Origin of the sequence: Bacillus cereus group sp. MYBK79-1 (genome assembly GCF_051915365.1) — a bacterium.
Classification (GTDB): Bacteria; Bacillota; Bacilli; order Bacillales; family Bacillaceae_G; genus Bacillus_A.
Genome location: NZ_JBQAEO010000026.1, coordinates 1 through 24,433 on the forward strand (window position 1 = coordinate 1; position 24,433 = coordinate 24,433).

Sequence of the window (24,433 nt, forward strand, 5' to 3'; positions counted from 1 at the left end):
ATGTATTAGGCACGCCGCCAGCGTTCATCCTGAGCCAGGATCAAACTCTCCAATAAAGTTAGTTTGTCTAGCATCTAAAAATAAAAATTGACGTTTCACGTTGTTTGTTTCATTCAGTTTTCAAAGAACTTGTCTGCCGCTCAGAAGCGACTTTATCAATATAACATTTCGTTATATTTTCGTCAACAACTTTTTTCAATAAGTTGTTTTTCGTTTGTTTTGCTTGTTACCTTTCGTGGCAACGAATATAAATATACCAGTTTGATTATTAAAATGCAATAGTTTTTCTAATAAAATTTTTAACTTAGTAAAAAAGTATAAAAACAGCACATTTCTTCTATATAAATATAATTTCTCGCACCATCAAGAGCTACTATCCCCACGTAGCTCTTACTCAAATAAAAAAAGCTTTGGAGAAATCTCCAAAGCTTAGTCTTGTTTATGACGCATAGCAGGGAATAATAATACATCACGAATAGATGGTGCATTCGTTAATAACATAACAAGACGATCAATACCAATTCCTAGTCCACCTGTAGGAGGCATACCGTACTCAAGAGCTTCAATATAATCATCATCCATCATGTGAGCTTCATCATTACCTTGTTCGCGCTCTTTTAATTGCGCTTCAAAACGTTCTTTTTGATCAATTGGATCATTTAGCTCAGTGAATGCATTTGCATGTTCACGTGCAACGATAAATAATTCGAAACGATCTGTGAATCGTGGATCTTCGTCATTCTTTTTCGCAAGTGGCGAAATTTCTACCGGATGACCGTAAATAAATGTTGGTTGGATTAATTTATCTTCTACTTTTTGTTCGAAGAATTCATTTATAATATGACCAACTTCCATCGTATCCTTAATACCTACATTATGTTCTTTTGCAAGTTCACGCGCTTCTTCTACACTCATTGGATTCCAGAAATCTGCTCCAGAATGTTCCTTGATTGCATCTACCATATGAAGACGTGTCCATTCTGGTTCTAGATTAATTTCATAATCACCATATTGGATTGTTGTTGTGCCTAGTACTTGCTTCGCAATATGAGCAACCATATTTTCTGTTAGTTTCATAATATCTTTATAATCAGCATACGCTTCATATAACTCAATCATTGTAAACTCCGGATTATGACGAGTTGATACACCCTCATTACGGAATACACGACCGATTTCATAAACTTTTTCTAATCCACCCACAATAAGGCGTTTTAAATGAAGTTCAATTGCGATACGCATGTATAATTCCATATCTAACGCATTATGGTGCGTAATGAAAGGACGCGCAGAAGCTCCACCTGCAATCGCATGCATCATAGGTGTTTCCACTTCAAGATAACCATTGTCATCTAAGTATCTTCTCATTTCACGAATGATTTTACTGCGAGTAACGAATGTTTCACGGCTTTCCATACTTGTGATTAAGTCTAAGTAACGTTGACGGTAGCGTTGTTCAACATCTTTTAATCCATGATATTTATCCGGTAATGGACGAAGAGATTTCGTTAATAGTGTAAAGCCCGTTGCTTTCACTGAAAGTTCCCCAACGTTCGTTTTGAACACTTTGCCTTCAATACCTACTAAGTCACCTAGGTCTGCTGTTTTAAATAATTCATACTCTTCATCTCCAACAGCATCTTTACGAACATAAATTTGAACTTGTCCATGCAAATCTTGAATATGTGCAAATCCAGCTTTTCCTTTACCGCGTTTTGTCATAATACGACCAGCGATAGAAACAGAGATTTCTTTCTCTTCTAATTCTTCTTTAGAGAACTCTCCATATAAGCTTAATAAGTCATTTGTTGCATTTGTACGTTCAAATCGTTTACCGAACGGATCGATCCCTTGCTCACGTAAGTTATGTAACTTTTCACGACGAACAAGCAATTGGTCGTTTAATTCTTCGTGGTTCATGTTATCCATGGTATTGATATCACTCCAGCTCTATTAATTTTTACAATATATACAGTATAGCATTTTCTACTCAACTAGAAAAACTGCCAGCAACTAGCTGGCAGTTCTTCTTTCTTTCACGTAATTATAGGAAGTGTATAGAAGAATGTCAATCTTCTATATCTATTATTAACCAACGTGAATTGTTTGTTGTTTCGCTTCTACTTCTTCTACAAACGCACCTAATACATTCGCAAGGTCCTCACGCGTATTACAAGCATTGATACCATTACGTACAGTTGCATTACCACGAACACCCTTTAAATACCAAGCTGCATGCTTCCTCATCTCTCTTACAGCGACATTTTCGTTCTTTAAATCGATAAGACGATCTAGATGCAACATACATACGTCAATTTTCTCACGCACTGTCGGTTCCGGCATTAATTCACCTGTTTCCAAATACTTTACCGTACGATAAATCATCCACGGGTCCCCAAGGGCAGCGCGACCAATCATAACACCGTCTACACCAATTTCATCAAGCATACGCTTTGCATCTTGTGGCGTTTCGACATCACCATTTCCGATAACCGGGATATTTACAGCTTGCTTTACTTGTTTAATAATATCCCAATCCGCTTTCCCTTCATACATTTGTACTCGTGTACGCCCATGAACTGCTACTGCTTGTCCACCAGCACGCTCAACAGCTTTTGCATTCTCAATTGCAAAAATATGGTCTGCATCCCAACCAATACGCATCTTAACTGTAACTGGCTTTTCAACAGCATCTACAACTGCCGCTACCATTTCATATATTTTATTTGGGTCTAAAAGCCACTTTGCTCCCGCATCACACTTAATGATTTTCGGTACTGGGCAACCCATATTAATATCAATAATGTCTGCTGTCGTATATTTATCTACGTATTTCGCAGCATCTACAAGAGTTTCTTTCTCTCCACCAAAAATTTGTAAACTTAATGGCTTTTCTCTTTCATCAATATATAACATATCTAACGTTCTTTTGTTATTAAGTAATATCGCTTTATCACTTACCATCTCAGCACAAACTAAGCCTGCACCAAATTCTTTTACTGTCAAACGGAATGCAGAGTTACACACTCCTGCCATCGGCGCTAACACAACCGGGTTTTTCATCTCAATATTTGCGATTTTTAACACTCGACTTACTCCTTCCTTCATAGTTACTTTGGCATTAACTCATCTATGGAGACCTTTAATGCTTTAGCAACTTCTACTACAAAATCTTGGGAAGGCGATCGATTCCCTCTCTCAACTTCACCTAAAACAGATACAGATACCCCTAATTCTTTTGCAAAACCTTCTTGTGTATAACCTTTTAGCTTTCGAAAAGCACGAATGCGTCTTCCCCATTTTTCTGCTTCCATACCGTTACTCCCTCTCGCCTTTTCATTTCTTCTACTTGTGAACGTGAAATGTTTTGTTTTATATCTTGATTAATCTCTAACAACGGAACGATAACAAAAGCTCTTTCGAACATCCGCGGATGCGGAACAATAAGATTCTCTGCTTCAATATTTTCTTGATTATATAGTAAAATGTCAAGGTCGATGGTCCTCGGACCCCACCTGATTTCCCTTTTTCTTCCTAGATCATTTTCTACTCTTTGCGTTACTTTCAATAACTCTTGAGGTGAGAAATTGGTAGAAATTTTTATAACTAAATTTAAAAAGCAACTTTGGTCAGTATAGCCAACTGGTTCCGTTTCATATACAGACGAAACATCCTCAACTTGGATATAGGGATTTTTATTTAGAAACTGAATCGCTTCAGTTAAATACGTATAACGCTCTCCAATATTTGAACCTAATGCAATGTACGCTATATTATTCATGGACGTTCTCTCGTAATTTCCACTGCTACAGCACGATAGTGTCCCGGTATCGGCGGATCCGGTTTAATTACCTTTATTGTACATCTTGAGATACTCTCATATTGTTTCAATATATCTGTAGCGATATTTTCAGCAATGCTCTCTACAAGCTTATACGTTCTATCTTCAACAACTTTCCTACATAATTCGAAAAGCTCTCCATAATTGACGGAATGCTCTAAGTCATCACTTTCCCCTGCCTGTTTCAAATCCAATTCCACCGTTAAGTCTACTTTAAATCTCTGTCCCAATTTATTTTCCTCTGGGAATACACCATGATAACCGTAAAACTCCATATCATGAATATAAATTTTATCCAATTACTTTACCCCCTTACCAATCATCGCATCCATCATCTTAGCCATACGCGCCATTTCCTTCACATCATGAACACGAACAAACTCACAGCCCTTTTCAATGCCAAGACAAACGGTAGCTCCCGTTCCCTCAAGACGTTCCTCTACCGGTAAATCTAACACATGTCCAATAAAGGACTTTCTTGAAGTACCTAAGAGAACTGGATAACCTAGTACGTTTAACTGCTCTAAATTACGCATCGCTTCTAAATTTTGTTCGGGTGTTTTAGCAAAACCGATGCCTGGGTCTAAAATGATATTCTCATCTCGCACACCAGCATCTTTAGCAATTTTAATACTGTCATATAAATCAGCAATCATATCAGCCATTAAATTGCGGTAATTCATGTTATCGCGATTATGCATCAAGATAATAGGTACATCGTAATGAGCTGCAACTTCAGCGATTTTCGGTTCCGCCTTCGCTCCCCAAACATCATTAATAATATGAGCGCCCGCTTCGATTGCTTGTTTTGCAACTTCAGCTTTATACGTGTCGATAGAAATAGGCAATTTCACTTCTTTTGAAACAGCATGAATCATCGGAACAACTCGCTTTATTTCTTCTTCCACTGATACTTTAGCAAAACCCGGGCGAGTAGATTCGCCGCCGATATCAATAATATGAGCACCTTCATCTCGCATTTCTTTTGCATGGCGCACCGCAGCCTCTACCTCGTTGTAACTCCCACCATCGGAAAACGAATCTGGTGTTACATTTAAAATTCCCATAATTAAAGTTTTTTCATTTAAGTTCAATGTATATTCGCCGCAGCGCAAATCATAATCCCACTTCAAACTACACATCTCCTCTTCACAATTCATTTCTGCTCCACAATCTCTCTCTCTGCATTTCATAAAGATTTATAAATCTTTTTGTAACCATACCTACTTTACCCGGGAAATCTCGTCCCTCTATATGATAAAGTGGAACAATTTCTTGAATCGAGTTTGTTACGAAAACTTCATCAGCTGAAAGTAATGCATCTTTTGTAAAGAAATCTTCCTTTACTTCTATATCCAGCTCTTCAGCAACCTTTATAATAAACGCACGAGTGATACCATTTAAAATCCCTGTTTTTAACGAAGGTGTATACAAAATATCACCTTTCACGAAAAAGAGATTCGAAACAATCCCCTCTGCAACATAACCTGCTTCAGTAAGGAAGATCCCTTCCTTATTTACAACATTTCCAATTTCACGTTTTCCTAAAATGTTGTTTAAATAATGATGAGACTTTAAGCGAGACGCACCCTCTGGTGTATTTCGCACTTGCTTTAAAACAACCCCTTCTTTTTCCACTACATCTCCCGGGGCTGCTAAAGGTTTTACAAAAACAATAACAGACGGCTCTTCATACATTTCCGTTTGCAATCCAATTTCATCTATACCCGCTGATACATTAAAACGTACATATGCATGCTCTAATTCATTCTTAACGAGTAAATTCTTCAAAATAAGCAGTACTTCATCTTTCGTCATTGTCCATTTAATTTGCAATATATCCAGCGCATCCATTAAACGGTCATAATGATCATCCAATAAGAAAGGATGACCATTATAAATACGAAATGTCTCAAAAACTCCAAGACCATATAAATAACCATGATCATAAGGAGAAATTCTCGCTTCACTTGCTTCTACATACTCACCATTTACATAAATTAACACGATGTCACACTTGGACTGTATTTACGAATGAAATTCTGCAACAACTCTTTCCCGTGGGAAGTCATAATTGATTCCGGATGGAACTGTACACCTTCAATCGGTAATTTTGTATGACGGAGCGCCATAATTTCCCCTTCTTCTGTCCAAGACGTTACCTCTAAGCATTCAGGTAACGTCTCTTCCTTAACGATAAGGGAATGATAACGTGTCGCAGTAAACGGATTAGGAATATCCGAAAAAATCGTCTTTCCGTCATGATGCATAAGCGACGTTTTCCCATGCATTAAGCGCTCCGCACGAACAACCTCTCCACCAAACACTTGTGCAATGGATTGATGCCCAAGACAAACCCCAAAAATCGGAATCTTTCCAGCAAAGTATTGAATAACCTCCATACTAATACCCGCTTCATTAGGACTACACGGACCTGGCGAAATCATTAAAAAGTCTGGTTTCATATTCTCAATATCTGAAATAGTCACTTCATCGTTACGTTTAACAACAAGCTCTTGTCCAAGTTCTCCAAGAAACTGCACTAAATTAAATGTAAAAGAATCATAATTATCAATCATTAATATCATTTCTCTCACCTAACCGTTTCTTCGCTACGTTCTTTTGCACGCCATAAAGCAATCGCCTTTTTTAACGACTCTTTATATTCATTTTCCGGATTCGAATCAATTACAATTCCCGCTCCTGCTTGTACATGCGCTTTTCCATCTTTAGCAAGAAGTGTTCTAATTACAATATTCAATTCTGTATCTCCAGAATAACCGATCCAACCGATTGAACCTGTATAAACCCCTCTGCGAACAGGTTCTAATTCTTCAATAATTTCCATCGTACGTATTTTCGGGGCACCAGTAATTGTTCCCCCAGGGAATACAGCCTTCACTAAATCAAAAGCATCTTTATCTTCATCCACCTCACCACGCACATTAGAAACAATATGCATAACATGTGAGTATTTCTCAATTACCATAAATTCATCTACTTCTACAGTGCCATATTTACAAACACGCCCTAAATCATTTCGTTCTAAATCCACAAGCATGACGTGCTCTGCTCTTTCTTTTTCGTTCTCAATTAATTCTTTTGCTAATTCTTCATCCTCTTGCTCATTCGCCCCTCTAGATCTCGTTCCAGCAATCGGTCTTGTACTTACTTCGGTTCCCTCTTTCTTAATTAGCAACTCTGGCGATCCACTAACAATTTGAAAATCCCCGAGCTCCAAGTAACCCATATATGGAGATGGATTAATCTCACGAAGACTTGTATAGATTTCTAGCGGGTGTGTTTGTAACGTTCTTTCTTGCCTTGTCGACAAGTTTACTTGGAACACATCACCAGCCCCAATATATTCTTGAATACATTCAACCGCCTTCATAAAGCTTTCTTCTGTAAAAGCAACTGTTTCACTTTTCTCTTCAGGGCATGCGAAAGGTATATTCACTTCTGGCGCTTCTGTCGCCCAAAGAATCTTCCATTCATTTAATCGCTCTTTTGCCTCTTCATGCTTATCTACATAATGTGTAATAATCCATAATACTTTTTCTTTTTGATCATACACAAACACATCATCAAATAATAAAAAGAATATATCAGGTATATTAATATCATCCTCCGCATGGGAAGGGAGTTTTTCAATATAACGGATGCAATCATAACTAAAGTAACCAATTGCACCACCTTGAAATGGGGGGTATTCCGGATTATAGTCCGTTTTCCATCGCTCCATATATTCCTGCATTAAATCTAATGGGTTTCCTTGTTTTATTGTTTCCTTACCACTTTCGCTTATATGTAACGTTTCACCCTTCCCTCGGATTACCGCTACTGGGTTCAACCCCACAATGTTATAACGACCGCCACGTCCACTCTCTAACAAAATATGTTGCGGTTTATCCTTAGAAAGAAATTTGTACTGCTTAAAGAAATCTAACTGATATGGAATAGAAAGCGCTAAAGATTTTCTTCGTTGCATATCAACACCCCGTCTTCTTTTATTCCACCCTCTTAGATTAACCACCTCAAACTACATTCGTTATGTATATAGAGTGGTTATACTCGAAGGCTAGTGAAAATAAATTAATTATACTACCTCTTATTTTACATGAAGTTTTCTAGTCATTCACTCTTTTCCTATTTCCAATCCAAAAAGAAAAAGCATCCTTTTTCAAGGATGCTTTTTCAATCACAAATAATTAAGACTCAAATTGATAAAGCGGTGTACTTAAATAACGTTCACCGTTACTTGGGATAATAACAAGCACCTTTTTCCCTTTACCTAACTTTTTCGCAATTTCTGTTGCTGCATAAATAACTGCTCCAGAAGAGATACCCACTAAAATACCTTCCTCTTTAGCCACTTTTCTTGCATATTCAAATGCTTGCTCTGCTTTTACTTGAACAATTTCATCATATACCTCTACATCCAATGTCTCTGGGATAAATCCCGCCCCAATTCCTTGGATTTTATGTGGACCCGGTTTCCCACCAGATAGTACTGGTGAATCTGCAGGTTCTACTGCATAAATTTTAATATCTTTATACGCTTCCTTCAGCACTTCACCGGCACCAGTAATCGTTCCACCTGTACCAATACCTGCAATAAACGCATCTAATTGGTCGCCCATTTGTTCAACAATTTCTGGCCCTGTTGTTAAACGATGAATTTCTGGATTAGATTGGTTTTTGAACTGTTGTGGTATAAAGTAGCCATGCTCTTTTGCTAATTCAGTCGCTTGACGAATCGCTCCACCCATTCCTTCAGGCCCTGGAGTCAATACTAATTCTGCACCGTAAGCACGTAATAAATTACGACGCTCAATACTCATTGTTTCTGGCATTACTAAAATTGCCTTATATCCTTTAGCGGCCGCTACCATCGCTAAACCAATTCCTGTGTTACCACTTGTCGGCTCAATGATTGTATCGCCTTCTTTTAATAATCCTTTTTTTTCAGCATCTTCAATCATAGCTAATGCAATACGATCTTTAACACTGCTCCCTGGATTCATAAATTCTAATTTTAAGTATATATTTGCGCTGTTTGATTCTACGATGCGGTTCAACTTAACGATCGGCGTTTTCCCGATTAATTCTGAAACTGATTGTGCCACTCGCATTCCTGTCACTCCTAACACCGAGTATTTTTATTGGTTTTATCTATATTTAGATTTTGTCAGAAAATTCCCTGTTTGTCAATCTATTTAGAGGATGGATTTCCTCATTTCCCTTATTACAAACTCTCAATTAAATTTGTAATATCTTCTTTAGAGAACTTGTATCGCTCATTACAGAAATGACAATGAACTTCTGTCTCTTCTTCTTCTTCGCGAATTTGCTCTAACTCTGTTTTACCTAAACTAATTAACACACTCTCAATACGTTCGCGTGAGCATGTGCAATTAAATTGAACATCCATCACTTCTAATACTTTTACTTTATCTTCTCCAAGAACTGCATACAGTAACTCTTCTGGAGAAAGCCCTTGTTCGATTAACGTTGATACAGGAGGAATCTTCTGCAAACGATCTTCGATGAATGAAATTGTTTCCTCCTGTGCACCTGGCATAATTTGAAGGATAAATCCACCTGCCGCTAATACGCTGTCATCTCCATTTACAAGAACGCCGACTCCTACAGAAGAAGGTGTTTGCTCAGAAACTGCAAAATAATACGTGAAGTCTTCCCCTAATTCTCCTGAAACAATTGGAGATTGACCAATAAACGGCTCACGCATACCAATATCTTTAATTACTGTTACAAATCCTTCAGTACCTACCGCTTGATATACACGTAATTTCCCTTGTTCCGTTCCTTCAAAATCAACATGTGGATTCGTTACATAACCACGTACATCCCCATTCGCATGAGCATCTACTAAGATGGGACCAATCGGACCATTACCTTCTACCTTAATCGTTAACTTTTGGTCACCTTTTAACATTGCGCCCATCATTGTACCTGCAGTTAAAGAACGACCAAGTGCCGCTGAAGCTGTTCTCCATGTATCATGACGTCTTTGCGCCTCACTTACTGTGTTTGTAGTACGTACACTATACGCACGTACTTCTCCATCAAACGCTAACGCTTTTACTAAATAATCTTTCATACTCATTTATTCACCTTTCTCATGCTGTAAATTTGCATTACGCTCGTATAACATATATAAACCTTTTAATGTTAAAAATGGATCTACAACATCAATTACATTCGATTCTTCTGAAATTAATTTCGCCAATCCACCTGTTGCAATAACTTTCGGTTCTTGTTTAGCTTCCTCTTTCATACGCTTAACAATACCTTCCACTTGTCCAACATAACCATAAAGAATACCAGATTGCATCGCACTTACTGTATTCTTTCCAACAACACTGCTTGGTTTTGTAATTTCAATACGAGGAAGTTTTGCCGCTCTACTATATAAAGCCTCTGCTGAAATCATAATTCCCGGCGTAATAACTCCACCCATATAATGCTTTTCTTCGTTAATATAACAATATGTAGTAGCCGTACCGAAATCGACAATAATAAGCGGACTTCCATATAAGTGAATTCCTGCTACTGCATTTACAATTCGGTCCGCGCCTACTTCACGTGGATTTTCATATTTAATATTTAGCCCCGTTTTTATCCCAGGACCTACTACAAGCGGTTTAATTTTAAAATACTTTTCACACATGCGCTCTAATGCAAACATAATTGGTGGTACGACTGAAGACACGATAATACCTTTCACATCTTCAAACGAAAGACCCTCATGCTCAAGCAGCTGCTTTACAAGCATTCCATATTCATCTTCTGTCTTATGACGATCTGTTTCCATGCGCCAGTGTTGACGAAGTTCCCCCTCTTCAAACACGCCTAGTACAGCATTTGTGTTCCCTACATCCAATACAAAAATCATATTCTCACCACTTATCTTATTTAATCTATATTTGTGCAGTATGTATAAAACTTATAAAAACATCATATCACACATACTTATATAATCAGCTTTTCTATCCTCATCATTTTACAAAAAGATTACGCTCTATTTCAATTTTTAATACCAGATTTATTTAAATTCTTTTTCTACTTCATTTCGTTCCACAAATAAAAAAAGGAGTGACCATCGTCACTCCTTCATCTCTTACTTATCTTCTGATTCTTCATCGTCCTTCTTCATATTGATGTTTACTTTTACATCATCTGAAGATGTTGGACGCTCTGGCAATCTGCCGTAATCATATAAATGATTGATTTGCTCTGCATCTAACGTTTCTACTTCAAGTAACGTTTTCGCAATAATATCTAGCTTATCACGTTTTTCAGTAAGAATTTGGTGCGCGCGAGCATAACATTCTTTTATAATAGTTTGCATTTCCACATCGATTTCATGTGCAATTGCATCACTGTAGTTTTGTTCTGAATGGAAGTCTCTTCCTAAGAACACTTGACCACCTTGCGAGCTACCGAATTGCATCGGTCCAAGCTTATCACTCATACCGAATTCCGTAACCATACGTCTTGCAATACCAGTCGCACGTTGGAAGTCGTTGTGAGCACCTGTACTTGCTTCACCGAACACAATCTCTTCAGCTACTCGACCACCAAGTAAACCAGTGATTTTATCAAGTAACTCTGGTTTTGTCATAAAGTAACGATCTTCTTTCGGAAGCATTACTGCATATCCACCAGCTTGACCACGAGGGACAATTGTTACTTTATGAACGATATCTGCTTCATCAAGGACAACACCAATTACAGTATGGCCAGCTTCATGGAATGCAACGATATTACGTTCTTTTTCAGAGATAACACGACTTTTCTTAGCTGGACCTGCAATAACACGATCCGTTGCTTCATCAATGTCACTCATATCAATTTTCTTCTTATCTTGACGCGCAGCTACTAAAGCAGCTTCGTTTAATAAGTTTTCAAGATCAGCACCAGAGAATCCTGGTGTACGAGTTGCAATTGCTCTTAAGTTGATATGATCATCAAGCGGTTTATTACGAGCATGTACTTTCAGTACAGCTTCACGGCCATTTACATCTGGACGATCTACTGTAATTTGACGGTCAAAACGACCTGGACGTAATAACGCTGGATCAAGAATATCAGGACGGTTTGTTGCAGCGATGATAATAATACCTTCGTTTGCACCGAATCCATCCATTTCAACAAGTAATTGGTTCAGCGTTTGCTCACGCTCATCATGGCCACCACCAAGACCTGCGCCACGTTGACGTCCTACTGCATCAATTTCATCAATGAAAATGATACAAGGAGCATTTTTCTTTGCATTTTCGAATAAATCACGTACACGTGATGCACCGACACCGACAAACATCTCTACGAAATCAGAACCACTGATAGAGAAGAACGGAACGCCAGCTTCACCTGCAACAGCACGTGCTAATAAAGTTTTACCTGTACCTGGAGGTCCCACTAACAGAACACCCTTAGGAATACGGGCACCAACTTCAGCAAACTTACGAGGATCTTTCAAGAATTCAACTACCTCAACAAGCTCTTGTTTCTCTTCATCCGCTCCAGCAACATCTCTGAAACGAACTTTTTTCTTTTCGTCATTATATAACTTCGCCTTACTTTTCCCGAAGTTCATAACACGGCTACCGCCGCCCTGAGCTTGGTTTAATAAGAAGAAGAATAAAATGAAGATAATGACAAACGGAATGATAGAAGTAAAGAAGGTTACCCAAGCACTTGTTTCTTCTGCTGGTTGATACTTAACTTCAGCACCTTGCGCTTTATCATTAATTTTCTTTTGTAATTCCTCAGTATTTGGTGCATAAGTAACAAATTGTTCTCCTTGGCTAGAGTTGTTAAATTGTCCTTTTACCTCAAATACACCATTTTTCGGTTGAAGTTGCACATTACGCACTTCACCTTTTTCTAGTTTAGTAATGAATTTATCGTAGCTAACTGATGTCGTTTTTTGTGTAGAACCATTAAAATAGCTCACGATTCCAATTACTACTAGGAATATCAGTAAATAAAAGATGGTATTACGGAAGATACGATTCATTCCTAACCTCCTCTCACGGCATAAACACTATTGTAAATCGTAACATAGAAAAACTTTCCTATACAATTGTAACGCCTGTATTTAATTAATTTGAGTAAACGCTTGGTTTTAATACTCCTACATAAGGAAGATTACGGTACTGCTCTTTATAATCTAATCCATATCCTACAACAAATTCATGCGGAACAGTAAATCCAACATAATCCGCTTTCAAATCTACCTTGCGGCCTGTCGGCTTATCTAATAACGTAACAATTTTTACAGACTTCGCTTTACGATATTTAAATAGGTCTACTAAGTAGCTTAGCGTAAGACCGCTATCAATAATATCTTCAACGATTAAAATATCGCGACCTTCTACAGAAGTATCAAGGTCTTTTAAAATTTTCACTTCGCCTGTTGAAACGGTAGAGTGACCATAACTAGATACAGCCATAAAATCCATTTCAAGATATGTATCTGTTCTCTTTAATAAATCTGCCATAAATGGCATTGCGCCCTTTAATACGCCAATCGCAAGAGGTACTGTGTTTTTATAATCCTCTGCAATAATTGCGCCTAATTCGAGCACCTTTTCTTGTATTTGTTCTTCAGAAATTAATACTTTTTCGATATCTTGATTCATCATTTCATTATCCTCCCGGAAGACTCCTTGCTTTTGTAGTGAATAATCATATATTTATCCTTCTTTGCCGTCTCTTTCGAGATAGCAAATGCAGATCGCTTCAACAAGGGTACCCAAATAATATTCCCACTTGCATCACAAACGACCGGCCATTCTTCTCTTTTTTCTCTTGGTACTTTCGCTTCGATAAAGATAGCTTTTATCTTTTTTGTGCCATTCATACCTTGTATTGACATGCGATCTCCATTTTCTCTAGAACGAATACGAAGTGGATAGGATATATCATTATACTTAGCAACAAATACTGTTTCATTCATGTTACTTGGTATATCTTCGCTCACCTCTGTTACAAGCCTATCCCCGTTCGATAGCGTAATTGTCCCGGGAACTGATAAATCTTGTAAAAAAGGAGAAACAATTCCTTGTTTAAATCCAAAGCTGCACTCCTCGTATGCGCGAACAATTTTTAAATCACCTGGAAAATCAAGTGAACCTGAAGGTTGTGTCCGCTTAAAAAACTCAATCACTTTGTCAATATGTATAGAGGAAAGAGAAGATGGAATCTTATATTCATAAAGATAGTTTAATATTAGTTGAATCCCTCTTCTTTGTAAAGACATAGACATGGATTCAAAGGCAGGAATTGATAAGCTAATTTGTTTATCACTTTTTTTTGTAATTACTTTATTCATTTTCTCAAAAGCTAATTCCTGCAAATACGCCTCATCCTCTTGCATTTGCATGCTAAATTTTTGGAATTTCTCATGCACTTGTGAATTTTCTTCTTTCAAATGAGGAAGAACATATTTACGTAATCGATTCCTTGTATATACTTCCTTTTTATTACTTGGATCTATACGGGGAATTACTTTTAGCTTATTACAGTAATCAACAATTTCTTCCTTCGTTACTCCAAGTAACGGCCTAATTAAATACCCATTATGAAAAGGACGCTTCACTGCAATTCCTGCATACCCTTTCGGAGTACTCCCTCGTACAAGGCGCATTAAAATCGTCTCTACTTGATCATCACCATGATGTCCAAGCGCTACATATCTCGCATCATATTTCTTCATTATTGTTTCCAAAAATGCATATCTGCATTCTCTAGCAGCAACCTGTGCATTCATTCCGTATTGCTGTTGATATTGCGACACATTAATCCTTATCGTTTCGCAAATAACTCCCAGCCCTTTACAAAGGTCCTGCACAAACTGTAGGTCCTCATGAGATTCATCACCTCTAAACATATGATCTACATGTGCCACTACAATTTCAAACTGTTTTGCTGCTCTTTTTTCTAACAAATAATATAGAAGAGCCAAAGAGTCAGGACCACCAGAAACCCCTACAACAATTGTTGAACGTTCCTTTAATACATCATGCTGCTTTACAAAGTCATCTACCTTTTCAACAAATGTATCTTTCAACTTCGTAATCACCTTTCATTAAACAAGAACAGCAACGTTAGTTACCTTGTTTATAATGGTACAACTTTTACAAACATTGTGCAAAAAAAAGATATACAAAAATTACATTTTTATCTTACATCATTCGTACATATTCACAAAAATAATAACATTATCTTTTAAAGTAAAAAAACCTAGGCATCCACCTAGGTTTTTAGAAAGAAACAGCGATAGAGAAACATCCAACTTAAAATTTATTGTGCCTGCATTCCTACAATTGGAATCGTAGCCCATTTCGGCATATTTTTCTTCACTTTCGCCACAACAATAGTCATATCGTCATTTATATAACCATCACAGGAACGAATCACCTCTTCCATAATGATATCAGCAATTTCTTGTGGATCTTCGGTTTGTAATTCTTTAATTTTTCGTTTCATCCATAGTTCATGATTCTCCACATGTTGCGCTCCCTCGAAAATCCCATCGCTCATCATAATAAGGATATCACCCGTTTTTAATTGTTCACCTACTACATCAACTTCAACATCCTCGATAATCCCCATCGGCAAATTACTTGCCTCAATTTTCAAAATATTATTTGCGCGTTTAACAAAACTCGGCGTCGATCCAATCTTTAAAAATTTCGCACTCGCATCCCGCAAATCTACCATAGCTAAATCTAACGTCGTAAACATCTCTTCTGTTGTTCTTAAAGAAAGAATAGAATTGATAGATTTAATCGCTATTTCCTCATCAATGCCTGATTGAAGTATTTTTTGTAATAATTTTACCGTTTCTTTACTCTCCATATGAGCTCTTTGCCCATTTCCCATACCATCACTAATTGCAAGCGCATATTTACCAACACTTAAATCCATCATCGCATAAGAGTCACCAGAAACAAATCCACCGCCTTTTGCAGCTGTAGCCAGCCCAGTATCAAGAGAATACGTTTTTGCTGAACCAAACGATATTAAACTGTGGCCGTTCGGATAAGAAGATTTTTCTTCATGTTTAACAACAATATTTTCCTTTAGAATATCAGAAAGCATCGGCGCAACTAACTTTTCACATTCTCCATGTTCATTAGATGCAACTGGAATTAACATTTCAATATCAATACTTCCTCTATCTAAACAATATATATCAACATGCTCTACTTCTACGCCAAAATCACGAAACGCTTGCATAATCTGTTCTTCCTGCACTTGATGATTTTCTCGTTCTCTTTGGATCTCCTTAGCAAAATCCTCCATAACTTTTGATACACCTAATAGTTGCTCCGCTACTATTCTACGGTTTTCTTTCATTTGTTTTCTTAATTTTTGTCCTTCATAGAAGTGATCTAATTCACCCGCTACTAAATCCGTCACTTTCTTCCCTCTCACACAATGCTTGTCCCATTCACGAACTAACTTCCGATTATGCTGCAACGTCCCCTCTTCCGTTTCACTCATTATTTGTTTCATATAATCATACGTTTTGTCGAAATTAACTACCCAGCATTGGTCCTTTTTAAAGCATGTTTGACATGTTTTTGCAGTAATTGTACTTAAAAACAAATCTGCTTCTGTCTCTTTATCTTCCTCCTCCACATATCCATATACAGAAAAGCTATTTGATAAAGCAGCAAATACATTGGCAAATTGATTAATTTTATTCGCTGTAACATCACGCATCCTTCTTAAATACTGCTGTTGATCTTGCGAATGTTCCTGTGTGCCTGGCATGAATTTAGCAATACGATCCATAACAAGTTTCGGTGTTAATAAAAAGAACGCAATCGCCACACCGGATTCAATTAAAGTTGTCACAATGTTTGTTTGCTTGTCTACATATAACGTAATCAAGCTCGTCCCAATTAATAAACCTAAACTAACACCTAAACGCTTTCCTTCTTTTAACAAACCACCAAGCAACCCAGAAAAAGCAAGTAAACTAAGTTGAGACAAACTGGAGACATTCGCTAAACTTAATATTAATCCAGTGACGACCCCCACTGTAGATCCTGTAGCAGCCCCCGCGATAAATGCAAACACGAGCACTAAATACCTAGTAAAAATATGTTGAATAGAAGCGTCATATACAAACCAATCTGTTGTACCTGTTAAAACAGATGCTAGTAATATAATTAAACAAACAATTTCTTCTGTCTCTAGTGCTTGTTGTTTACCTTTTCGTTCTACTAAAAGCGGAACACTTTGTAAAAATATCATAGTTAATACAAAGCTAAGCCCTGCCTCAATTGTACTAACAAGTAAATCGTACATGGTGACTGTTTGTTGTGCGAAATATACGACAACTAAATGTGCGGTTAATGCGGAGATAAATACTTGGAATGGAACAAGTCCAACAGTTTTACGTGTAAACCGACTAAAGAAGATATTATAAATGAAGAACGTAAAAATAGATGCAAAGGTAAAGAATAAATTATCTATCGAAACTGAAAGCGCGCCCCCCATTAGAGCCAAGAACGCGAGCGGCATTTTATCCCGCTTCATAACATAAACAGCAGCAAAAAACGGTAGTGCAAACGGTAAAATGTTTGTTAATATATATGCTCGTCCCAAAAGAAAACCAATAACAACAATAATAAATCCCCATCTAAAGAAAACTTGTTCAAACTTCATTCGCAACTTACTCGTCCACTTTACTGCTCCAAGCTGACTCTCATTCATTGCCAATGCACTTGTATTCATAGTATTCCTTCCTGCTTTAGGCATATTTTTAACACCACCTGCATAGTTTAATTACTGTCATTATAAAAGATGATTATTGGGATTTTTGTCAAAACAACAGTTTTCACTTTTATAATCGTTCGACTTTTTATTCGAAATAACTCTACATATATACACGGTATGTAATTTATTCTCAACATTTTAATTGAACATTCAGAAAATATAGGGTGATTTTGTAGAAGTGTTGTATGTCTTAATTTATTTAACAAAAAAAGATCATGCAAATTTGCATGATCTTTTTAGGATGACCCGTACGGGATTCGAACCCGTGTTACCGCCGTGAAAGGGCGGTGTCTTAACCACTTGACCAACGGGCCGTTAAATTAAATATAGCGGCGGAGGGGATCGAACCCCCGACCTCACGGGTATGAACCGTACGCTCTAGCCAGCTGAGCTACACCGCCATGTCGTCTTATTTAACGGACAATTAGTATCTTACCTCAGATATAATTTAAAGTCAACACATCTTGAAAACTTTTTTAAAAATATATTTTCACATATAAAAAAGCACCCCGAGCAATCGCCCTGGGTACCTCTCTATATGCTAAGAATTAAACGTTCTTATTATCCGCGACGTGCGCCACGGCCACCACGTTTAGATTCTGTGTTACGCTTTAAAGAAGTTAAACGATCTTCGCTATCCTTTAAGAAACGTGCCATCTTTTGCTCGAATGTTTCTTTTGGAGCTCGTTCGTTACCGCCGCCACGGTTATCTCTGTTGAAAGAACGATTACGTTGTGGACGTCCAGAACGTTGTTGATCGCCACCGCCACCGCGTTGGTATTCACCACGTGGACGATCTCCTTCTGTTTTTTCACGCTCTTTCGCTTTTTTAATAGATAAACCGATCTTACCATCTTTTTCAACGTTAATAACTTTTACTTCTACTTGGTCGCCCACTTTTAAGTGATCGTTAATATCTTTCACATAATTATCAGCAACTTCACTAATATGAACAAGACCCGTTAAGCCTTCTGGCAGCTCCACAAAAGCCCCAAAATTTGTAATACCTGTTACTTTACCCTGTAACTTGCTGCCTACCTCGATTGACATAAAAAAAATGCTCCTCCTTAGTGGTTAAAAAGTCAAATTTTACTTTATTATATATAATCCTAAAATATAGTGTCAATAAGACATACTCTACTTAGAAACAGGAAAAATTATCTCCCCTTTTCCAGAGAAGAAATAATCCCTTCTAGCAATCTTTAATACGTACTCTTCATCATTTAACTTTTGAACTTCGTCTTTTAGACTCTTTTCTTTATTCGTTAATGAATCCAGTTCTTTTTTCATGTCCTTAACTTTTGCTTCTTTTGCTCTAATGGAACTGTTTTGTTGATAAAACGTTACACTAATACTCGCAATAATTGTAAAAGCAAAGACAAGAAAAACCGCTAAACGGCGATAAAGTCGCTTCCTGTTCTCATCCGTTTGTATTATATGCTCTTTAACAGGATTTGGACTCTGTTTTTCGATTGTTCTTTGTCTCAGTTCCCTCATTTCCGAGGTCCCCCTAACTTCTTTTTTATACGCTCCCATAATTGGAAGATGTGTCCCTTCAATTTTGCTATATATTGCAGGAACCCTACATGTTTCATTATAAAAAGTTTAACACGATTAGGGAGAAGTTTCCATATGAGCGAAGCAATAAATCGAACAGGCCAGAAAAAAACTTTCCATATGAAAAGTAATATCCAAATCACCATTTTCCATAACACATGTCCAATTGAAAGCAGTATACGAAATAAGAATAATATAAATGCAATAAATAGCTGCGCTATAATAATAACAGGTTTTATCATGAGTAGCTTTATAATTTGAACAAAAAAATGTGTTGTTTGCATAAAAATATAGATGAGAAAATTTAACAGTTTCATGTATAGTGCTTTCAATAAGCTTTGATACGCCGCAAAACCACATAATAATGCCAAAAATACATATATACGTAGTTCGGCTTCATTTACAAGAAGCAATACGTAAAAAACGAATAATGCTTGGACAATCCAAAATAGTATATCATGTATAAATACAAGCCAACGTTTACGTTCCTGACGATTTAAAAATCGTTGGTATGTATCTAAAGATGCCCCAATCCAAGCACCCATTCCAATCATTGAGAGCATCGTATACAACTGAATTGTTAGACTCATTTAAACAACTTACTAAAGAAACCTTTAGTTTTCTCCCCTTGATTCTCATCAATATACAGCATCTCATGAACTTTCCCTTTAATCGATACAACACCTTTTTCTACATCTAAATTTTTCATTTGCAAATTTTGACCACGAATTGTTAAAAAGCCCATTACGGTCTCAAGTAAAAACTCCTCGCTATCAAAGCTCTCTACCTGCTTTACACCAGTAATATCAATCACACGCCTGCCACGCATAATAATATCATGCTCTACCGAAACATTTTGTTGATTAGAAGACATAGGTGAGTAACCATTATTCACGTAAATCCCCCCATAGATTTATACTAGCTAATAGTAATGTATGAAGGGATAATTGATTTTAGAACAAGCCTTCTTCAGCCTTTACTTTTTCTTCGCGAACTAAACTATACATATTTGCTGCATCTTCTTTTTTAGTCGTTTCTTTCAATTCGTTTATTTTTACAGTTACTATTTTTTGACCAAAACGAATTGTTAATTCATCAGCTACTTTTACATCTGAACTCGCTTTTGCCACTTGACCATTAATTGATATTCTTCCTTGATCAGCTACTTCTTTCGCTAATGTTCTTCTTTTAATTAAACGTGATACTTTTAAAAACTTATCTAGACGCATATCAAATCCCCCTATTAACGCTCTGTTTGTTTTGCCTCTTCCCATAAAACATCTAACTGCTCTAATGATAAATCTTGCATCTCTTTATTCATTTCAGCTACCTTTGCTTCCATGTATAAGAAACGACCGACGAATTTTTCATTCGTTGAACGTAACGCCTCTTCGGGATCTATTTTATAATGACGAGCTATATTCACAAATGCAAATAGTAAATCGCCAAATTCACCTAACATCTTCGCCTCATCCATATTTGTAACTTCTTGTTGGAACTCTTGCCATTCTTCTAAGGCTTTCTCTATCATCGGTTGTACATCAACCCAATCGAAACCAACTTTGCCAGCTTTTTTCTGGATTTCATAGGCGCGTAGTAACTGTGGCAAACTTTTTGGAACACCATTTAAAACAGATTCTTTCACGAATCCTTTTTCTTGTTTTTTAATTTCTTCCCAATTGGCAATTACTTCATCGGCATTATTTACATCCGTATTCCCAAATACATGCGGATGGCGGCGAACCATTTTCTCAGATAAAGTTCGAATAATATCATCTATAGAGAACCAACCTTCATCCTCTCCGATTTGGGCATGCAACATAACTTGTAATAATATATCACCCAGTTCTTCTACTAAGTGATCATCATCCTCTTCATCAATTGCTTCCAACACTTCATAAGCTTCCTCGATTAAATACTTCTTTAAAGATTGATGTGTTTGCTTTTTATCCCACGGACAACCATTCGGTCCACGAAGTTCTGCAATAATTCCTCTAAGCACATCAAACTGTTGATACAAGGACGCACGTTCTTTCACTGGTGGTACATATACACTCGTTAAATTATTCAACTCTGTTTCATGATCTAACATGTACAACGGCACCTTTTTAACTTGTTCAAATGAAGTCCCTGCAGCTGTTACGATATACACTTCATAATCGTCTGGTAGCATCTCCATTAATGTTAATTTCACATCAGATGCAACGAATGCGTCATATACTTGGCAAAAGATTAAATGTTGACGTAATTCTAATTGTCCTCTTTCAAATGATGTGGCGTCAATTAATTGGAATCCTTCAATCGGATCAATCTTTAAACTTGCAAACATAGGATCAAGGAAACTTTGTCCACCTTCAATTCGCACCTCAATATTCGCTACTTCACCTTTTTCCAACAGTAGCTGAACCGTTCTTTCCGCTACAAGCGGATGCCCTGGTACGGCATAGATGATTTCTGCGCCTTCAGCTTGTTCTAACAATGTATTCGCAATTGTTTCATATACAATTTCAAATGTATCATGTGCTTCATATACACTGTCAAAGGCTGTATAGTGTATACCTTCTTTCTCCAACTCTTCTATAACGGGATGTTCCTTCGTTCTAACAAACATGTGATCTGCTTCTTTTATTTTTCGATATACACCCATCGTTAACTGATCTAACTCACCAGCACCTAATCCTAAAATAGTAATGATTCCACTCACAACCTGCCACCTCTATCCACTCTTCTTCAATGAACCTTCTTTTTTCTCTTTTTTCATAACGGTTCCTATTTCCGCTTTTGTAAATACACGTAATTTTAAAATTAAAAACACATATGTTAATCCACCGATAACTACACCTAACAATGCCTCCAGTGTTGCAATTCCTCTATGCCTTGTATCAATTACTAATCCAGACATTTGCATCACACGTATAAACATTATTAATACAAACCCCATACCGATACCACTAATAACTACACCTAACATATTACGCTTATCAATAAGCGATTCGGATACAGCTTGCATAAGTAATGCACTATTTAGCAAAGAAATTACAATTAATGCAACTAGTGTTGCAATTGCAGCTCCCTTCACACCAAAATACGGCATTAATGTATAATTTAAAGCTAACTTTAAACAACCCCCAAATATAACGAATATTGCTGGTTTTAATGTTTGTCCTAACCCTTGCAAAATAGAAGCAGTTGTAATCGACAATGAACTAAATAAAATAGATAAAGATAAAATGGATAAAACATCTGACCCATCGCTATTTTCAAACAACATAATATTCGTAGGCTGAATAATACAAGATAGCCCAATCGCCGCTGCAAATCCAATAACAAATGTTATTTTCATTGCTAACTTTACCTTTTCTTGAATAAAGGTAAGATCTCCTCTTTCCTTCGCCGCTGTAATAATTGGAATAAGCGACAACGAGAAAGAAGTTGTCACGACAGTACCTAATTGCATAAGCGGGATACTTCTATCGTAAACACCTTTTAATACCTTTGCACTTTCAGCTTGCTCTCCTGCCCCAATAAGTAAGGAATAGAAGGAAATAGAATCAGCCATTTGTATAAAAATAAGTACTAAGTTACTAATACAAATCGCCAATCCTTGCCAAAACAGAATTTTAACGACCCTCTTTTTTCCCTTAATTCTCTTTACACTCTTGAAAAATATAGAACGAAAGTCATGACGCATATAAAGTACAAGTACGATAATCCCAATCAGTCCGCCTGCGATTGAACCTAACATAGCACCTGCGCCGACGGTATATAAATCAAATCCGCGAGCAATTAGGAATAGAGATAAAAATACAATAATAGAAACACGAATCGTTTGTTCTATCACTTGCGAAACAGCTGTTGGCATCATATTATTGAACCCCTGAAAATATCCTCTTGCTACAGATAAAAACGGCATCAATATGAATGAAAATGAAATAACACGTAATAACTTATCTAAGTGTATATCGCCCATGGCTGTTGCAATTGCTTCGGCACCAAAAAACAATGTAAAAAAGCCTATGAAACCAATCCCCAATAAAAACCAAAAAGATACACAAATAATTTCTTCTGCTTCTTGTTGTTTCCCTCGCTCTAATCGTTCCGCAACCATTTTTGAAATTATAATGGGGAACCCATAAGTAGCTAAAATTAAACAAAATCCATAAAACGGATAAATTTGTTGGTAAATATAAAAACCAATATCACCCGCTATATTTTGATATGGAATACGGTAAAAAGCGCTTAATACCTTTGTAACAAAACTTGCGATTGTTAATATAATAGCCCCACGCCAAAAGGCTTGATACTTCTTCGATTCCATACAAGAAAACTCCTTTTTCTATTCTCACCCCTCGTATTATATCATAAAGAAAAGGACAAGCTTCCTTGCCTACACGAGTACTAATACGTTCGTGCAACGCTAGAAATGTTCAACGAAAAAAGGTAGCAAAGCGCTACCTTCATTCAATATACATATATCTCCAAATATTTGATTTCTCAAGAAGAAATATCATAATTAGGAAAGATTGCTACTTCTAAAATTCAATATGGCCTTACTGCTCCATTTGTTTCGCTAAAAAGCTTGCAGCTGTATTTACTGACTTATGCTCTACTTCACTTATAATAGCCTCTTTAGAGAAGATAATAACAGCTCCAATTGGATCCCCATTCGCAACAATCGGGCCAATTGTATAAGAACTAACTTTTTCTGTTACGCCATCAATAATTGAAATTTCGCTTTCATCTGTCATAATTACAGACTTACGCTCTTCCATTGTCTTCTCAATTAAATCGCCAACGCTTTTATTTAAGTATTCTTTTTTAGATACGCCTGCTACTGCGATAATAGAATCACGATCGCATACAAGCACATTATGTCCTAAGCTATCGTATAAAGCTTCCGTATATTCTTTTGCAAAATCACCTAGTTCACTAATTGGAGAATATTTCTTCAAAATTACTTCTCCATCGCGATCAACAAATATTTCTAGTGGGTCTCCTTCTCGAATACGTAAAGTTCTACGAATTTCCTTCGGGATTACTACCCTACCTAAATCATCAATTCGACGTACGATTCCAGTTGCTTTCATTCTAATGCTGCCTCACTTTCTACTGATGATCAAAGTGGTGAATTTACCTGTTCATGTAAAAATCACCAACTGTTAGACATAGTATTTTACACATTAGTTCTTCTATGCACGCCGAATTGTATTT

General features: G+C 36.9%; 24 protein-coding genes and 2 tRNA genes. All 26 read right to left on the minus strand.

Annotated elements, in window-relative coordinates; translation table 11 throughout:
• Window positions 1-429: 429 nt before the first annotated feature.
• The 26 genes from lysS to spoVT all read right to left on the minus strand — a co-directional run bounded on the left by lysS (window position 430) and on the right by spoVT (window position 24,309).
• On the minus strand, window positions 430-1,929 hold the full coding sequence (gene lysS / locus ACTFOB_RS24910) for a lysine--tRNA ligase (protein WP_000369672.1): 1,500 nt from the start codon (window positions 1,927-1,929) through the stop codon (window positions 430-432).
• A gap of 159 nt (window positions 1,930-2,088) precedes the next feature.
• A complete protein-coding gene (dusB, locus tag ACTFOB_RS24915; protein WP_000912237.1) occupies window positions 2,089-3,087 on the minus strand; it encodes a tRNA dihydrouridine synthase DusB in 999 nt (332 codons plus the stop codon).
• A 23-nt stretch (window positions 3,088-3,110) separates the two neighbouring features.
• On the minus strand, window positions 3,111-3,314 hold the full coding sequence (locus ACTFOB_RS24920) for a helix-turn-helix domain-containing protein (RefSeq protein WP_000387027.1): 204 nt from the start codon (window positions 3,312-3,314) through the stop codon (window positions 3,111-3,113).
• The gene (gene folK, locus ACTFOB_RS24925; protein WP_151631962.1) at window positions 3,266-3,781 is read right to left on the minus strand and encodes a 2-amino-4-hydroxy-6-hydroxymethyldihydropteridine diphosphokinase; all 516 of its coding nucleotides are present in this window, start codon (window positions 3,779-3,781) and stop codon (window positions 3,266-3,268) included. The genes ACTFOB_RS24920 and folK overlap by 49 nt, the downstream gene beginning before the upstream one ends.
• On the minus strand, window positions 3,778-4,140 hold the full coding sequence (gene folB, locus ACTFOB_RS24930) for a dihydroneopterin aldolase (RefSeq protein ID WP_000358059.1): 363 nt from the start codon (window positions 4,138-4,140) through the stop codon (window positions 3,778-3,780). Before folB ends, folK begins: the two co-directional genes overlap by 4 nt.
• Window positions 4,141-5,001: a dihydropteroate synthase gene (gene folP, locus ACTFOB_RS24935; RefSeq protein ID WP_440029737.1), complete on the minus strand. Its 861-nt coding sequence runs from the start codon at window positions 4,999-5,001 to the stop codon at window positions 4,141-4,143.
• Window positions 4,991-5,848: an aminodeoxychorismate lyase gene (gene pabC / locus ACTFOB_RS24940; RefSeq protein WP_440029739.1), complete on the minus strand. Its 858-nt coding sequence runs from the start codon at window positions 5,846-5,848 to the stop codon at window positions 4,991-4,993. The genes folP and pabC overlap by 11 nt, the downstream gene beginning before the upstream one ends.
• Window positions 5,842-6,429 (minus strand): aminodeoxychorismate/anthranilate synthase component II, encoded by a 588-nt coding sequence (pabA, locus tag ACTFOB_RS24945; protein WP_440029741.1) that lies wholly within the window; start codon window positions 6,427-6,429, stop codon window positions 5,842-5,844. The genes pabC and pabA overlap by 7 nt, the downstream gene beginning before the upstream one ends.
• Before the next feature lie 5 nt (window positions 6,430-6,434).
• Window positions 6,435-7,832 carry an aminodeoxychorismate synthase component I gene (gene pabB, locus ACTFOB_RS24950; RefSeq protein ID WP_440029742.1) on the minus strand — a complete coding sequence of 466 codons (1,398 nt, stop codon included), beginning with the start codon at window positions 7,830-7,832 and terminating at the stop codon, window positions 6,435-6,437.
• A 220-nt stretch (window positions 7,833-8,052) separates the two neighbouring features.
• The gene (cysK, locus tag ACTFOB_RS24955; protein ID WP_440029744.1) at window positions 8,053-8,976 is read right to left on the minus strand and encodes a cysteine synthase A; all 924 of its coding nucleotides are present in this window, start codon (window positions 8,974-8,976) and stop codon (window positions 8,053-8,055) included.
• Between the two features lie 113 nt (window positions 8,977-9,089).
• Window positions 9,090-9,965 (minus strand): redox-regulated molecular chaperone HslO, encoded by an 876-nt coding sequence (hslO, locus tag ACTFOB_RS24960; protein ID WP_033658948.1) that lies wholly within the window; start codon window positions 9,963-9,965, stop codon window positions 9,090-9,092.
• Between the two features lie 6 nt (window positions 9,966-9,971).
• Entirely contained in the window at window positions 9,972-10,760 is a 789-nt protein-coding gene (locus ACTFOB_RS24965; RefSeq protein WP_000578367.1) for a type III pantothenate kinase, read from the minus strand.
• 225 nt (window positions 10,761-10,985) lie between these two features.
• Window positions 10,986-12,887: an ATP-dependent zinc metalloprotease FtsH gene (ftsH, locus tag ACTFOB_RS24970; RefSeq protein ID WP_016085296.1), complete on the minus strand. Its 1,902-nt coding sequence runs from the start codon at window positions 12,885-12,887 to the stop codon at window positions 10,986-10,988.
• An 85-nt stretch (window positions 12,888-12,972) separates the two neighbouring features.
• Window positions 12,973-13,515 carry a hypoxanthine phosphoribosyltransferase gene (gene hpt / locus ACTFOB_RS24975; protein WP_000981838.1) on the minus strand — a complete coding sequence of 181 codons (543 nt, stop codon included), beginning with the start codon at window positions 13,513-13,515 and terminating at the stop codon, window positions 12,973-12,975.
• Window positions 13,512-14,942 (minus strand): tRNA lysidine(34) synthetase TilS, encoded by a 1,431-nt coding sequence (tilS, locus tag ACTFOB_RS24980; protein ID WP_440029747.1) that lies wholly within the window; start codon window positions 14,940-14,942, stop codon window positions 13,512-13,514. Before tilS ends, hpt begins: the two co-directional genes overlap by 4 nt.
• A 233-nt stretch (window positions 14,943-15,175) precedes the next feature.
• Complete coding sequence (gene spoIIE / locus ACTFOB_RS24985; protein WP_120341466.1) at window positions 15,176-17,647, minus strand: stage II sporulation protein E; 2,472 nt, start codon at window positions 17,645-17,647, stop codon at window positions 15,176-15,178.
• A 260-nt stretch (window positions 17,648-17,907) separates the two neighbouring features.
• Window positions 17,908-17,979 (minus strand) — tRNA-Glu (locus ACTFOB_RS24990).
• A 13-nt stretch (window positions 17,980-17,992) separates the two neighbouring features.
• Window positions 17,993-18,066: transfer RNA gene (locus ACTFOB_RS24995), tRNA-Met, on the minus strand.
• Window positions 18,067-18,226: 160 nt separating this feature from the next.
• Window positions 18,227-18,715, minus strand: a complete 489-nt coding sequence (locus ACTFOB_RS25000; RefSeq protein ID WP_000021454.1) for a S1 domain-containing RNA-binding protein — start codon at window positions 18,713-18,715, stop codon at window positions 18,227-18,229.
• Window positions 18,716-18,802: 87 nt separating this feature from the next.
• The gene (gene divIC / locus ACTFOB_RS25005; RefSeq protein WP_001208737.1) at window positions 18,803-19,162 is read right to left on the minus strand and encodes a cell division protein DivIC; all 360 of its coding nucleotides are present in this window, start codon (window positions 19,160-19,162) and stop codon (window positions 18,803-18,805) included.
• Window positions 19,159-19,812, minus strand: a complete 654-nt coding sequence (yabQ, locus tag ACTFOB_RS25010) for a spore cortex biosynthesis protein YabQ (RefSeq protein ID WP_076542792.1) — start codon at window positions 19,810-19,812, stop codon at window positions 19,159-19,161. Before yabQ ends, divIC begins: the two co-directional genes overlap by 4 nt.
• Complete coding sequence (gene yabP / locus ACTFOB_RS25015) at window positions 19,809-20,117, minus strand: sporulation protein YabP (RefSeq protein WP_001059101.1); 309 nt, start codon at window positions 20,115-20,117, stop codon at window positions 19,809-19,811. The genes yabQ and yabP overlap by 4 nt, the downstream gene beginning before the upstream one ends.
• 58 nt (window positions 20,118-20,175) lie before the next feature.
• On the minus strand, window positions 20,176-20,451 hold the full coding sequence (locus ACTFOB_RS25020; protein WP_001234876.1) for an RNA-binding S4 domain-containing protein: 276 nt from the start codon (window positions 20,449-20,451) through the stop codon (window positions 20,176-20,178).
• Between the two features lie 14 nt (window positions 20,452-20,465).
• Window positions 20,466-21,926: a nucleoside triphosphate pyrophosphohydrolase gene (mazG, locus tag ACTFOB_RS25025; protein ID WP_440029751.1), complete on the minus strand. Its 1,461-nt coding sequence runs from the start codon at window positions 21,924-21,926 to the stop codon at window positions 20,466-20,468.
• A gap of 12 nt (window positions 21,927-21,938) precedes the next feature.
• Complete coding sequence (locus ACTFOB_RS25030; protein WP_440029753.1) at window positions 21,939-23,540, minus strand: putative polysaccharide biosynthesis protein; 1,602 nt, start codon at window positions 23,538-23,540, stop codon at window positions 21,939-21,941.
• Window positions 23,541-23,772: 232 nt separating this feature from the next.
• Window positions 23,773-24,309: a stage V sporulation protein T gene (spoVT, locus tag ACTFOB_RS25035; RefSeq protein WP_151631946.1), complete on the minus strand. Its 537-nt coding sequence runs from the start codon at window positions 24,307-24,309 to the stop codon at window positions 23,773-23,775.
• Window positions 24,310-24,433 lie beyond the last annotated feature (124 nt).

Bases quoted from the DNA above. Each gene is read 5' to 3' on its own strand.
- lysS (WP_000369672.1), bottom strand. From the start codon at position 1,929: ATGGATAACATGAACCACGAAGAATTAAACGACCAATTGCTTGTTCGT.
- ACTFOB_RS24920 (WP_000387027.1), bottom strand. From the start codon at position 3,314: ATGGAAGCAGAAAAATGGGGAAGACGCATTCGTGCTTTTCGAAAGCTA.
- folK (WP_151631962.1), bottom strand. From the start codon at position 3,781: ATGAATAATATAGCGTACATTGCATTAGGTTCAAATATTGGAGAGCGT.
- folP (WP_440029737.1), bottom strand. From the start codon at position 5,001: ATGAATTGTGAAGAGGAGATGTGTAGTTTGAAGTGGGATTATGATTTG.
- pabA (WP_440029741.1), bottom strand. From the start codon at position 6,429: ATGATATTAATGATTGATAATTATGATTCTTTTACATTTAATTTAGTG.
- pabB (WP_440029742.1), bottom strand. From the start codon at position 7,832: ATGCAACGAAGAAAATCTTTAGCGCTTTCTATTCCATATCAGTTAGAT.
- cysK (WP_440029744.1), bottom strand. From the start codon at position 8,976: ATGCGAGTGGCACAATCAGTTTCAGAATTAATCGGGAAAACGCCGATC.
- hslO (WP_033658948.1), bottom strand. From the start codon at position 9,965: ATGAAAGATTATTTAGTAAAAGCGTTAGCGTTTGATGGAGAAGTACGT.
- ACTFOB_RS24965 (WP_000578367.1), bottom strand. From the start codon at position 10,760: ATGATTTTTGTATTGGATGTAGGGAACACAAATGCTGTACTAGGCGTG.
- ftsH (WP_016085296.1), bottom strand. From the start codon at position 12,887: ATGAATCGTATCTTCCGTAATACCATCTTTTATTTACTGATATTCCTA.
- hpt (WP_000981838.1), bottom strand. From the start codon at position 13,515: ATGATGAATCAAGATATCGAAAAAGTATTAATTTCTGAAGAACAAATA.
- spoIIE (WP_120341466.1), bottom strand. From the start codon at position 17,647: ATGCCTAAAGCAGGAAGGAATACTATGAATACAAGTGCATTGGCAATG.
- ACTFOB_RS25000 (WP_000021454.1), bottom strand. From the start codon at position 18,715: ATGTCAATCGAGGTAGGCAGCAAGTTACAGGGTAAAGTAACAGGTATT.
- divIC (WP_001208737.1), bottom strand. From the start codon at position 19,162: ATGAGGGAACTGAGACAAAGAACAATCGAAAAACAGAGTCCAAATCCT.
- yabQ (WP_076542792.1), bottom strand. From the start codon at position 19,812: ATGAGTCTAACAATTCAGTTGTATACGATGCTCTCAATGATTGGAATG.
- ACTFOB_RS25020 (WP_001234876.1), bottom strand. From the start codon at position 20,451: ATGCGTCTAGATAAGTTTTTAAAAGTATCACGTTTAATTAAAAGAAGA.
- ACTFOB_RS25030 (WP_440029753.1), bottom strand. From the start codon at position 23,540: ATGGAATCGAAGAAGTATCAAGCCTTTTGGCGTGGGGCTATTATATTA.
- spoVT (WP_151631946.1), bottom strand. From the start codon at position 24,309: ATGAAAGCAACTGGAATCGTACGTCGAATTGATGATTTAGGTAGGGTA.